The following is a 12,514-nucleotide window of genomic DNA, read 5'->3' on the forward strand; positions in this document are numbered from 1 at the left end:
CCTGATGCGTTGTGGCGCGCGCTGCTGGATAATCGCGCGTTACGGGGATCGACACTGTTGGTCCATTTGGTATGACAAAAGCGGTTCTGGCACCGGGTTGGGGAATCATTAAGCCCATTCGGAGTCGGAACAATGCTCGCCAACCCGGCATTGATAGCTGGCCGTTGGTTTTTTCATCTGTTTTTCGGCGAGGGTTGCTCGTGATTGTTAGTCCCTGTGATGCTCCAAAGACACCTGTCAAGCGGTTGCGTAGTGCACTTCTGGCAAGCTCGGCCCTTGTATGCCTGTTCAGTGCAGGTCAGCTGTGGGCGTTCAATCTTGATGATGTAACGGCAAAAGCCAAAGAACTGGCCGGGCAGAAGTTCGAGGCTCCAAGGAGCAATCTGCCGAACGAGCTTCGCGATATGAAGTTTGCCGACTATCAGAAGATTCGCTTCCGTGATGACAAGGCCGAATGGGCGGGCGAGAAGACTCCGTTCAAAGTGTCTTTCTACCACCAGGGCATGCACTTCGACACGCCGGTCAAGATCAACGAAGTGACCGCTACCAGCGTCGACGAAATCAAGTACGACTCCAGTCGTTTCGATTTCGGCGATCTGAAGATCGACCCCAAATCCACCGAGAAACTGGGTTATGCCGGTTTCCGTGTCCTGTATCCGATCAACAAGGATGACAAGCAGGACGAAATCATGACCATGCTGGGCGCGAGCTACTTCCGCGTGATCGGCAAGGGTCAGGTCTATGGCCTGTCCGCACGCGGCATGGCAATCGACACTGCATCGCCGTCTGGTGAGGAGTTCCCGCGCTTCAAGGAATTCTGGATCGAGAAGCCGGGTCCGGATGACAATCATCTGGTGATCTTCGCGCTGCTCGACTCGCCGCGCGCTACCGGTGCTTATCAGTTGACCCTGCGTCCTGGCACCAACACTCTGGTTGACGTCAAGTCGCGCATGTTCCTGCGTGACAAGGTCAACAAGCTCGGTGTTGCGCCATTGACCAGTATGTTCCTGTTCGGTGCCAACCAGCCTTCGCGTGTACCTAACTATCGTCGCGAGCTGCACGACTCCAGCGGTCTGTCGATTCAGGCTGCCAACGGTGAGTGGTTGTGGCGTCCGCTGAACAACCCTAAACATCTGTCCATCAGCAGCTTCTCGGTCGAAAACCCGCGTGGTTTCGGTCTGCTGCAACGTGGCCGTGACTTCAGCCAGTACGAAGACTTGGATGACCGCTATGACAAGCGTCCAAGCGCCTGGATCGAGCCGAAAGGTGACTGGGGCAAGGGCACCGTCGAGCTGGTCGAAATTCCGACTGCCGACGAGACCAACGACAACATCGTGGCCTACTGGAAGCCTGAGACTCTCGCAGAGCCGGGCAAGGAAATGGCATTCGATTACCGTCTGCACTGGACCATGCAGGAAAACTCGATCCACTCGCCGGATCTGGGCTGGGTCAAGCAGACCCAACGCTCCATCGGTGATGTGCGTCAGTCCAACCTGATCCGTCAGCCGGATGGCAGCCTTGCCTTCCTGGTCGACTTCGTGGGCCCGGTACTGGCCGCATTGCCGGAAGACAAGACCATTCGCAGCCAGGTGACCACTGACGACAACGTCGAACTGGTGGAAAACAACCTGCGCTATAACCCGGTCACCAAAGGCTACCGCCTGACCCTGCGTGTGAAGGTCAAGGATTCCGGCAAGCCAACCGAAATGCGCGCTTACCTGCTGCGTGAGATCCCTACCGAACCGGGCAAGGAACCTGCGCTGCTCGTTGCAGACAAAGCTGAAGAGAAGAAGGCTGCTGCCAAGGAAGCTGCCAAACCGGCAGTTGCCAAGGAATCTGCCAACGACCAGGTAGAAATCGCCAAGGCCGACGCGCCGAAGCCTGAAGCCGCCAAACCCGAGACCGCCAAGCCTGAAGCTGGCAAGGCCGACGCTGCGAAAGGTAAAGGCGAAGTTGCCAAAACCGATGCAGCCAAGGACAAGGACGGTAAAGAGATTCAGCAGCCTGAAACCGAGGCAGCACCCACCCATCCGGAACCGGCCAAGACGTTGCAAGTCATGACCGAGACCTGGAGCTATCAGTTGCCGAGCGATGAGTAATTCTCTACCGGTGCCAGTGTCTCTGAACGAGTACCTGGCGCATTTACCGATGAGCGACGAGCAGCGGGCAGAACTTGCCGGCTGCAAGACCTTCGCCGAGTTGCATGAGCGTCTTTCTGCGCAGCCGGTCAATGACCCTGCCGAGGCCGCTCAGGCTTCGGTGGGTCGCCGCCTTACGCTGACCACCGCAGACCAGCTGGAGGACGCCGAGATGCTCGGCGTCGATGCCAGCGGTCGCCTGTGCCTCAAGGCCACACCGCCGATTCGCCGGACCAAGGTCGTGCCAGAGCCATGGCGCACCAACATTCTGGTACGCGGCTGGCGTCGCCTGACCGGCAAGACCAACCCGCCCAAGCCAGAGCCCGACGATCTGCCTCGTGATCTGCCCAAGGCGCGCTGGCGCACCGTCGGTTCGATCCGTCGTTACATCCTGCTGATCCTGATGCTGGGTCAAACGATCGTGGCTGGCTGGTATATGAAGGGCATTCTCCCGTATCAGGGCTGGTCGCTGGTTTCGCTCGACGAAATCACCCGTCAGACCTTCGTGCAGACTGCTTTGCAGGTCATGCCTTATGCCTTGCAGACCAGCATTCTGTTGCTATTCGGGATTCTCTTCTGCTGGGTGTCGGCCGGTTTCTGGACCGCACTGATGGGCTTCCTTGAGCTGCTCACCGGTCGCGACAAATACCGTATCTCGGGTGCCAGTGCTGGCAACGAGCCGATCGAAAAGGGCGCACGTACTGCGCTGGTCATGCCGATCTGCAACGAAGACGTGCCACGGGTTTTCGCCGGCCTGCGCGCTACGTTCGAGTCGGTCGCGGCTACGGGTGATCTGGATCGTTTCGATTTCTTCGTACTCAGCGACACCAACGAGACCGACATTGCCGTTGCCGAGCAACAGGCCTGGCTGGACGTATGCCGCGAGACCAAAGGTTTCGGCAAGATCTTCTATCGCCGTCGTCGTCGTCGCGTAAAACGCAAAAGCGGCAACCTGGACGACTTCTGCCGTCGTTGGGGTGGTGAATACCGCTACATGGTCGTGCTCGATGCCGATAGCGTCATGAGCGGAGAGTGTCTGACCAGTCTGGTTCGCCTGATGGAAGCCACGCCGGACGCCGGTATCATCCAGACCGCGCCACGTGCGTCGGGTATGGACACGCTGTATGCACGCATGCAGCAGTTCGCTACGCGGGTCTACGGTCCGCTGTTCACGGCCGGTCTGCACTTCTGGCAGTTGGGTGAATCCCACTATTGGGGTCACAACGCGATCATCCGCATGAAGCCGTTTATCGAGCATTGCGCCTTGGCGCCGCTGCCGGGTAAAGGTGCCTTTGCCGGTGCGATCCTGTCTCACGACTTCGTCGAAGCTGCGCTGATGCGCCGTGCCGGCTGGGGCGTGTGGATTGCTTACGACCTGCCGGGCAGTTATGAAGAATTGCCGCCCAACCTGCTGGACGAACTCAAGCGTGACCGCCGTTGGTGCCACGGCAACCTGATGAACTTCAGGCTGTTCCTGGTCAAGGGCATGCACCCGGTTCACCGTGCGGTGTTCCTGACCGGTGTGATGTCGTATCTGTCGGCACCGTTGTGGTTCTTCTTCCTCGTGCTGTCCACGGCCTTGCTGGCGGTGAACACACTGATGGAGCCGACCTACTTCCTTGAACCGCGTCAGTTGTATCCGCTGTGGCCACAATGGCACCCGGAAAAAGCTGTTGCGTTGTTCTCGACGACCATCGTCCTGCTGTTCCTGCCTAAACTGCTCAGCGTCATTCTGATCTGGGCCAAGGGCGCGAAAGGCTTCGGTGGCAAGTTCAAGGTCACCGTTTCGATGCTGCTGGAAATGCTCTTTTCGGTGCTGCTGGCACCGGTGCGCATGCTGTTCCACACCCGCTTCGTACTGGCCGCTTTCCTGGGCTGGGCCGCAACCTGGAACTCTCCGCAACGCGACGACGACTCCACGCCGTGGATCGAAGCCGTTAAGCGTCATGGTCCACAGACACTGCTGGGCGCGTGCTGGGCCTTGCTGGTGTTCTGGTTGAACCCGAGCTTCCTGTGGTGGCTTGCGCCGATTGTGGTCTCGTTGATGCTGTCGATTCCGGTATCGGTGATTTCCAGCCGTACCAATCTGGGCGTCAAGGCGCGTGACGAGAAGTTCTTCCTGATTCCTGAAGAGTTCGAACCGCCGCAAGAGTTGATCTCGACGGATCAGTACACCTACGAGAACCGCTGGCATGCGCTGAAACAAGGCTTCATTCGGGCTGTGGTGGATCCTCGCCAGAATGCTCTGGCCTGCGCCCTGGCAACCTCGCGTCACCGTCAGGCACAGCCGATCGAAGTGGTGCGCATGGAGCGTGTTGATCATGCTCTGAAGGTAGGTCCGGCCAAACTCGGCAATCAGGAACGTCTGATGCTGCTGAGCGACCCGGTCGCCCTTGGGCGCCTGCATGAGCGCGTCTGGAGCGAAGGTCACGAAGAGTGGCTGGCCGCCTGGAGAGCTTCCATCGAAGCTGATCCACATGCGCCGTTGCTGCCTTTGCAACCAGTAGGTAAAGCATCGGAGCCGGTCCCGGTCTAAAACCGCCCGGCTACGAAAAAAGCCCCTGACGCTTAGCGCGTCGGGGGCTTTTTATTGGGCTTTGCGGCACATAAATGCACAGGACATGGTCAAGACGGGTTCTCCAGAACCCCGATCGTTCCTCACGCTCCAGCGTGGGAATGCAGTTCACGACGCTCTGCGTCGCAAGAGGACGCAGAGCGTCCAGACCGGCATGCCCACGCGGAGCATGGGCACGATAGTGTTATCCCTGACGACGCTCGTTCCTCACGCTCCAGCGTGGGATTGCAGTTTACGACGCTCTGCGTCGCAAGAGGACGCGGAGCGTCCAGACCGGCATGCCCACGCGGAGCATGGGCGCGATAGTGTTATCCCTGACGACGCTCGTTCCTCACGCTCCAGCGTGGGATTGCAGTTTACGACGCTCTGCGTCGCAAGAGGACGCGGAGCGTCCAGACCGGCATGCCCACGCGGAGCATGGGCACGATAGTGTTATCCCTGACGACGCTCGTTCCTCACGCTCCAGCGTGGGAATGCAGTTCACGACGCTCTGCGTCGCAAGAGGATTCGGAGCGTCCAGACCGGCATGCCCGCGCGGAGCATGGGCACGATAGTGTTAGCCGGGCCGCCTGCTGGTGCAATGGTGGTTCAACTCACCCTGAATTTCCCCACCAGTGTCTGCAAGTGAGTTCCCAGTCTGGCGAGTTCGACGCTGGAGGCTGCGGTTTGCTCGCTGGCGGCGGCGGTCTGTTCGGAGATGTCGCGTACGCTGATGACGTTACGGTTGATCTGTTCGGCGACTACGCTCTGTTCCTCGCTGGCGGTAGCGATCTGTTTGTTCATGTGCTGGATCGTCGCCACGGTGCGGGTGATCTGCTCCAGTGCGCCACCCGCGCGACGGCTCAGCTCAACCGTGTTGTCGGTCAGGGTGCGGCTGTTATCCAGGGTGGTTGCGACTTGTTGGGTGCCGGTTTGCAGGGCGGCGATCAGCTCTTCGATTTCCTCGGTGGACTTTTGCGTGCGTTGCGCCAGACCACGGACTTCATCGGCAACCACCGCGAAGCCGCGCCCGGCCTCTCCCGCGCGGGCTGCCTCGATGGCCGCATTGAGGGCCAACAGGTTGGTCTGCTGTGAAACAGACTTGATCACATCCAGAACGCCAACGATCTTGTTGCTTTCCTGCTTGAGCGCGCTCATCGACTGCGTGGAGTTCAGCACCTCGAGAGCCAGCTGCTCGATCTGACTGATCGCCTGCCCGACCACTTCATCGCCACTGCGCGCCTGTTGATCCGCCTGAGCGGCCGCCTGCGACGCTTCCTGCGCATTGCGCGCGACTTCCTGCACGGTTGCGGCCATTTCATTCATGGCCGTGGCCACCTGATCGGTTTCGTCTTTCTGACTGGTGACCCCGATGCAGGTCTGCCTGGTCACTGCTGACAACTGCTCGGCTGCGCTGGCGATCTGCGATACGCCCTCGCTGATGCCGCCAACCAGTTCGCGCAGGCTGATGGTCATGGTCTGCATGCTGCGTTGCAACTGACCCATTTCGTCACGGCGTGTAACCGATATGTCCCGACTCAGGTCGCCCTGGGCGATGCGTGCTGCGGCCCCCAGAGTCTGCTGCAACGGCACGGTGATCTGCCGGGTCATGATCCAGGCGGCAAGCAATCCGATCAGCAATGCCAGGCCTGCAACACTGCTCAGCATGGCGCTGGAGTTGGCCGCCTCGCTGTCACGCTGGGCAGTCTGCAGGCGGTTCAGCGCCGCGACGGAGTCCAGCAGCGTTTCGCCAAGACCTTCCATGATTTCCTGATCCGCTTCGGCCTTGGTCTGTATCTGCTTGAACTCGCCAAGCCGTTCCCGATAACTCTGCAAGGCGGCGGTCGCCGGGGTCAGGCCCTGAAGGCTTTCATTGCCCTGATCCTGAGCGATCTGCCCGATCTCCTTGAGCGCTTCGTCGATGGCCGCAATGGCCGCGTGCTCATCCGCGTCGCGGGTGGTGAAGGTATACGCCTGCACCTGATAACGAGCGGTCTGCACCTGCTGCCTCAGTTGGGAAATGTTGGTGAACTCCTCCATCCGCTCGCTGCTGTCCTGTTCCTGGCTGACGCTTTTGAGTACCTCTACCTCAACCTGCGCGATGGCCTGCAAGGCCTGTTCGGACGTCTGCTCCAGGCGCGCGCGTATCTGGTTGCGGGTTTGTCGGTTGGTGCGAACGTCCGCGAAGGTCTTTTCCAGCCTGTTCAGCATCTCGAACTGGCCGTTTAGCAGCTTGATGGTTGCCTCCTCCTCACTCTGTGTGTGCAGCAGGGTGAGTTGGGCTTTCATTTCATTGAGCTTTTCTGTGACCAGCGCGGTGCTCTCCGGCGTTTTTTCGACGCGGTCGGTGATTCGCTCGGCGCGTAGGTCTTTGGTCAGACCGTTGAGCTGGGCGATGTCCGAGAGCGACTCGGAGCGGTCGATCATGGTGTACAGACCATGCCAGCCGGTCAGTGTGATGATCAGCGTCAATAACAGCACCAGGCCGAAACCCAGGGACAGCTTGAATCTGACGTTCATGTTGCCGAGCGCGTGATTGATCAGTCGGAACATAGGAATCTCCTGCAATGAGCGAACAAAAGCATGTTCCGGGCGAGTCAGAACATGCGTTGTGAGCGCATCGGCGTGGTGATTCATTGCGTGACCTGAGAAGGTCGTAGGATATTTCCGAGCACGAAGGAGGGGTGAACGGTGTCACGTTTTTACGGGAAAAGAAGCCCGCGCTCAGTGCTGGCGCGGGCTGGATGCTGCCAGGTCAGACAGTAAAGCGACTCACCAGCAATTGAAGATGGTTGCCAAGTCTTGCCAGTTCGACACTGGACGCCGCGGTCTCTTCGCTGGCCGCAGACGTCTGTTCGGACACATCGCGGACATTGATGATGCTGCGGTTGATCTCTTCGGCGGTGGCGCTCTGTTCTTCGGCGGCGGCGGCGATCTGCTGATTCATCGCCTGGATCGCCGAGACGGTTTTGGTGATGCTTTCCAGCGATCCTCCGGCCCGACGTGTCAGTTCCACGCTGCTGGTGCTCAGCTCGCGACTGCTGTCCATGACGTTTGTGGCCTGCTGTGTGCCGCTTTGCAGGCCGGCAATCAGTGCTTCGATCTCTTCGGTGGATTTCTGCGTGCGCTGCGCCAGACTGCGCACCTCATCGGCAACCACAGCAAAGCCCCGGCCGGCCTCACCGGCGCGGGCTGCCTCGATAGCGGCGTTCAAGGCCAGCAGGTTGGTCTGTTCGGCGACTGATTTGATGACGTCCAGCACGCTGCCGATCTTGTCGCTTTCCTGTTTCAGCGCGCCCATCGCTTCGCTGGAGTTGCCCACCGCGGAGGCAAGACGTTCGATTTGCGCAATGGCCTCGTTGACCACTCGTTCGCCATCACGGGCCTGACGGTCTGCCGCCACTGCTGCTTGCGAGGCTTCCTCGGCGTTGCGCGCAACCTCCTGAACCGTTGCCGTCATTTCATGCATGGCGGTGGCGACCTGATCGGTTTCGACCTTCTGGCTGTTGACTCCGGCGCTGGTCTGCTCTGTGACCGCTGACAGCTCTTCCGCCGCGCTGGCGATCTGGGTGACGCCATCGCGAATCCCGCCGACCAGCTCACGCAGGCTCACCGTCATACGTTGAATCGTGGCCTGCAGTTTGCCCAGTTCGTCCTTGCGATCAACCTTGAGGTTGCGACTCAGGTCGCCCGAAGCCACCCGCTCCACTACTTCGAGGGTCTCCTGCAACGGGGTGGTGATCTGGCGAGTGATGACCCACGCCGCGAGAATGCTCAGCACCAGCGCCAACGCCGTAGCGGCAGCGATCATCGTGACCGACTTGGCGCTGTCTGCGTCACGGCTCTTGTTCTGCCGGATGATCAGGTCGTTGCTGGTGTCGAGCATGCTGACGCCCAGTGTGGTCATTTTTTCCAGCGCGGCCTTGGAGGCGGCCTGGGCATCGCGGTATTTGCCTACAGCCGCGCGGTAGCCATTCAGCCCGGCAATGGCCTGCTGCAGCATGGGCGAATAATCGGAGGAAATATCGCCAGCCAGCGTATTGATTCCGGTCACTGCGTCATCGATGGCCTTATTGGCGTCCTTTTCGAAATCGGGACGGCCGCTGTAGGTGTAACCACGTACCTGAAAACGCGCCTGCTGAATCAGCTTGCTGACGCCGACGATGCCATTGAAGGCCAGAATGTTGTCTGCCTTGAGCAGCTCGGCTTCGATCCTGTCGGCCTGATCCACCGCCTTGTCGGCGTTTTCGCCCATCTGGCTGCGGCTCGCTTCGCGGGTTTCGATTGCCTTGCTCATGTCCTCAAACGACTGGCGATAGTCGCGGGTGGCCTGAGTCTGGGCATCCAGCAATTGCAGGTTCTCGGGGGATCGCAGCAGGTTCCTGGCGCTTTGCAGCGCGGCGTCCAGTTGATCGAGCGTACTTCTGACCTGCGCTGCGGTCTCTGCGTTGTACAGCGCCTCGTAGCTCATACGGTTGATGCGCAACTGAAGGGTCAGCTCATTGACCTGCGCAATCGCAGTAACACGGTCCCCTCGATCGATCAGAGCCTGATTGCTGAACCAGCCGGTGGCCGAAATCATCAGCGTCATCAACAGCACCAGGCCAAAGCCGATCGCCAATTTCAGGCTGACACTCGCATTGGCGAGGCTTTTGGATAACCCACGAGACATGATCACTCCTTGACGTCTTTTGCTCTAAGTATGCAATTGCATCGGCCAGTTATCGGTTAACTGAAGCGATTGAGTCGACACTGACAGCTTAGAACAAGCGGGCGAGAAGGGCCGTTACAGCGGTTTCGACGCGCAGGATACGTTCGCCCAATTGCACAGGCTGCAAACCCGACTGACGCAACAGATCGATTTCGTAGGGTATCCAGCCCCCTTCAGGGCCGATGGCCAGCGTGACTTGCTCTGTGACCGCACGAGGGCAGGCGGGGAAATCACCGGGATGGCCAACCAGGCCCAGTGTGTCGAGCGCGATCTGTGGCAAGCGATCTTCAACGAAAGGCTTGAAGCGCTTTTCGATCACAATCTCAGGCAGCACCGAATCGCGCGCCTGTTCCAGGCCCAGAATCAGTTGCTCGCGGATGGCTTCAGGCTCTAGAAACGGCGTCTGCCAGAAGCTTTTTTCTACCCGGTAGCTGTTCAGCAGGATGACTTTCGGCACGCCCATGGTCGCGACGGTCTGAAACACCCGGCGTAACATCTTGGGGCGTGGCAACGCCAGCAGCAGGGTAAGCGGCAGTTTTGTCGGCGGAGCACTCTGCAGTTCGACACGCAGCTCTGCCTCATGGGGTTCAAGGCGCAGCAGTTCGGCATTGCCCAGCAGGCCATTAATGCGGCCGACGCGCAGACTGTCGCCGACCTCTGCACGATGCACCTCCTGCATGTGCTTCAGACGGCGGTCACGCAGGACCACCCGGTCAGCCGCAATGAAATCGGCTTCCTCAAGCAACAGCAGGTTCACGGTGTGGTCGCGGGCGGCTGATCCTGCTTGTCAGCGTCCTCGGCCTGATCGTCCGGATGTTCACCACGCTTCTTGATCATCGAACTGCACAGCACGCCCAGCTCGAACAGCAGCCACATCGGTACTGCCAACAGCGTCTGCGAGAAGATGTCCGGCGGCGTCAGGATCATGCCGACCACGAAGCAGCCGATGATCACGTAAGGACGGATCTTCTTCAGGTACTTGACGTCGACAATACCGATCCACACCAGCAGCACCACGGCCACCGGGATTTCGAAGGCCACGCCAAAGGCGAAGAACAACGTCATCACGAAGTCCAGATAACTGGCGATGTCGGTCATCATCGACACGCCTTCCGGTGTAACGCTGGCGAAGAAGTGGAAAATCAGCGGGAAGACCAAAAAGTACGCGAAGGCCATGCCTGCGTAGAACAGGATGATGCTCGACACCAGCAGTGGCACTGCAACGCGCTTCTCGTGCTTATACAAGCCCGGCGCGATAAAGCCCCAGATCTGGTGCAGGATGACCGGCATGGACAGAAACAGCGCGACCATCATGGTCAGCTTGAACGGCGTGATGAACGGCGAGGCCACGTCGGTGGCGATCATTGTCGCGCCTTCAGGCAGATAGACGCGCAGCGGCGCCGAGACCAATGTGTAGATCTTCTGCGTGAAGTAGAACAGACCGGCAAAAATCAGGAACACTGCCGCAACACAACGCAACAGACGTGTACGCAACTCGGTGAGGTGCGAGATCAGCGGCATTTGCTGATCGTTTTCCGGGGTATCAGCGCTCATGGGGCTCGCGGTGGCAATGACGAATCGTGGACGGGAGGCGTCGGGACCGGTGTATCGGCATCGACTGGCTTCGCGGTTTTCTCCAGCGATAGCGCGGGTTTTGGTGCCGCAGGCTCCGCTGGGCCGAGGGTGTTGTGACCGGTGTTGGCGGCGTCGGGCTGCACCGAGGCCGGCTGCGGGCTAACCGGCTCGTAGGTGGTCTCGGGGTGCTGATTCTGCGCGAACATTTTGCGCGCTTCGTCTTCCAGCGAAATAATGTGCTCGTTGTGCAGCTGCCGACGAATTTCGTCGGCCCCGATTTCACGTTCAACTTCCTGTTTGATCGCATTGAAGCTGCGCTTCAACCGGCCGATCCATAAGCCTGCGGTGCGTGCCGCACCCGGCAGGCGCTCTGGGCCCAGTACCAGCAAGGCAACCAGGCCGACAAGCAGCAGTTCAGAGAAGCTGATACCGAACATGGGCTTAAACCTGGTCTTTGCGGATCGGCTCGTCGACTTTGTGCGCCTGCGCGTCGATGGTATGCGGCTGATTCAATGGCGAACCCTGAGGGGCAGCCTGTGCCTGCTGTGGCTGAGGTGCAGGCTGTTCTGCTGGCTTGTCATCGTCATTCATCGCCTTGCGAAAGCCCTTGATCGATTCGCCGACGTCGCTGCCCAGACCCTTGAGTTTCTTGGTCCCGAAAACCAGTACCACGACGATCAGGATGACGATCCAGTGTTTCCAGTCAAAAATACCCATGAAACAGTCCTCGTAAAAGATTTCAAGCTTGAAAGGGGTGAGCGTTATTCTGCCGTGCGAGCGGCTTTTTCCGCGTGGCCGGACAGGCCGAATCGGCGGTCCAGTTCATCGAGCACGGCTTGTGGGTGCTGACCCAGCGCCGCGAGCATCACCATGCTATGAAACCACAGGTCAGCGGTTTCATAGATCACGTCGCTGCAATCTCCGCTGACTGCAGCGTCCTTGGCAGCGATGATGGTCTCGATCGATTCTTCACCGAGCTTTTCCAGAATCTTGTTCAGGCCCTTGTGATACAGGCTGGCGACGTAGGAACTGTCGGCAGCGGCGTCCTTGCGTGATTCCAGCACCTCGGCCAGACGGGACAACGTATCAGTCATGTTCAGTGGCCTGCTGAGTAAATAGCGTCAGGATCTTTCAAAACCGGGTCGACGGTCTTCCAGCCTGAGTTTTCATACACTCGGTAAAAGCAACTTTCGCGGCCGGTGTGGCACGCGATACCGCCGATCTGCTCGACCATCAGGATAATGACATCGGCATCACAGTCCAGGCGCAGTTCGTGCAGCTTTTGCACATGACCTGATTCTTCACCTTTACGCCAGAGTTTGCCACGCGAACGCGACCAATAGATGGCACGATTCTCCGACGCCGTCAGGCTCAGGGCTTCGCGGTTCATCCAGGCCATCATCAATACTCGACCGGTCTTGTGATCCTGAGCAATTGCAGGCACCAGACCGTCGCTGTTCCAGTGAATCTCGTCCAGCCAGTCTTTCATATCTCCTCCGGCAGCCGGCGTTCATGCCCGGCGGATTGAACAGTGTG

Annotated in this window: 10 protein-coding genes and 2 pseudogenes; 2 read left to right on the top strand and 10 right to left on the bottom strand. The window is 59.3% G+C overall.

The features are described from left to right. Positions 1 to 194 precede the first annotated feature (194 nt). Together AC4ANE_RS01930 and mdoH are read left to right on the top strand one after the other, a co-directional pair. Positions 195 to 2,099: a glucan biosynthesis protein G gene (locus AC4ANE_RS01930; protein WP_274521415.1), complete on the top strand. Its 1,905-nt coding sequence runs from the start codon at positions 195 to 197 to the stop codon at positions 2,097 to 2,099. After that, entirely contained in the window at positions 2,092 to 4,674 is a 2,583-nt protein-coding gene (mdoH, locus tag AC4ANE_RS01935; protein ID WP_002551624.1) for a glucans biosynthesis glucosyltransferase MdoH, read from the top strand. Before AC4ANE_RS01930 ends, mdoH begins: the two co-directional genes overlap by 8 nt. A gap of 627 nt (positions 4,675 to 5,301) precedes the next feature. Here mdoH and AC4ANE_RS01940 read toward each other — a convergent pair. The 10 genes and pseudogenes from AC4ANE_RS01940 to hisI form a co-directional block, all read right to left on the bottom strand. After that, positions 5,302 to 6,177 carry a methyl-accepting chemotaxis protein gene (locus AC4ANE_RS01940; RefSeq protein WP_369812043.1) on the bottom strand — a complete coding sequence of 292 codons (876 nt, stop codon included), beginning with the start codon at positions 6,175 to 6,177 and terminating at the stop codon, positions 5,302 to 5,304. Continuing rightward, positions 6,160 to 7,329: pseudogene (locus AC4ANE_RS01945) on the bottom strand (methyl-accepting chemotaxis protein); the annotation flags it as partial. The pseudogene AC4ANE_RS01945 and the gene AC4ANE_RS01940, both read right to left, overlap by 18 nt. A gap of 118 nt (positions 7,330 to 7,447) precedes the next feature. Further along, the gene (locus tag AC4ANE_RS01950) at positions 7,448 to 8,311 is read right to left on the bottom strand and encodes a methyl-accepting chemotaxis protein (RefSeq protein WP_445939972.1); all 864 of its coding nucleotides are present in this window, start codon (positions 8,309 to 8,311) and stop codon (positions 7,448 to 7,450) included. A 39-nt stretch (positions 8,312 to 8,350) separates the two neighbouring features. After that, positions 8,351 to 9,364, bottom strand: a pseudogene (locus tag AC4ANE_RS01955) (methyl-accepting chemotaxis protein); the annotation flags it as partial. A gap of 88 nt (positions 9,365 to 9,452) precedes the next feature. Next, positions 9,453 to 10,160, bottom strand: coding sequence for a 16S rRNA (uracil(1498)-N(3))-methyltransferase (locus AC4ANE_RS01960; RefSeq protein WP_002551627.1), 708 nt, complete (start codon positions 10,158 to 10,160; stop codon positions 9,453 to 9,455). Next, positions 10,157 to 10,957: a twin-arginine translocase subunit TatC gene (gene tatC / locus AC4ANE_RS01965; RefSeq protein ID WP_002551628.1), complete on the bottom strand. Its 801-nt coding sequence runs from the start codon at positions 10,955 to 10,957 to the stop codon at positions 10,157 to 10,159. Before tatC ends, AC4ANE_RS01960 begins: the two co-directional genes overlap by 4 nt. After that, a complete protein-coding gene (tatB, locus tag AC4ANE_RS01970) occupies positions 10,954 to 11,415 on the bottom strand; it encodes a Sec-independent protein translocase protein TatB (RefSeq protein WP_002551629.1) in 462 nt (153 codons plus the stop codon). Before tatB ends, tatC begins: the two co-directional genes overlap by 4 nt. A gap of 4 nt (positions 11,416 to 11,419) precedes the next feature. Then, on the bottom strand, positions 11,420 to 11,695 hold the full coding sequence (locus AC4ANE_RS01975; RefSeq protein ID WP_002551630.1) for a twin-arginine translocase TatA/TatE family subunit: 276 nt from the start codon (positions 11,693 to 11,695) through the stop codon (positions 11,420 to 11,422). Between the two features lie 44 nt (positions 11,696 to 11,739). Further along, positions 11,740 to 12,072, bottom strand: a complete 333-nt coding sequence (locus tag AC4ANE_RS01980) for a phosphoribosyl-ATP diphosphatase (RefSeq protein WP_002551631.1) — start codon at positions 12,070 to 12,072, stop codon at positions 11,740 to 11,742. 2 nt (positions 12,073 to 12,074) lie between these two features. Continuing rightward, positions 12,075 to 12,467: a phosphoribosyl-AMP cyclohydrolase gene (gene hisI, locus AC4ANE_RS01985; RefSeq protein ID WP_002551632.1), complete on the bottom strand. Its 393-nt coding sequence runs from the start codon at positions 12,465 to 12,467 to the stop codon at positions 12,075 to 12,077. Positions 12,468 to 12,514: the final 47 nt, after the last annotated feature.

It is taken from the genome of Pseudomonas sp. Pme6b, from assembly GCF_058129925.1.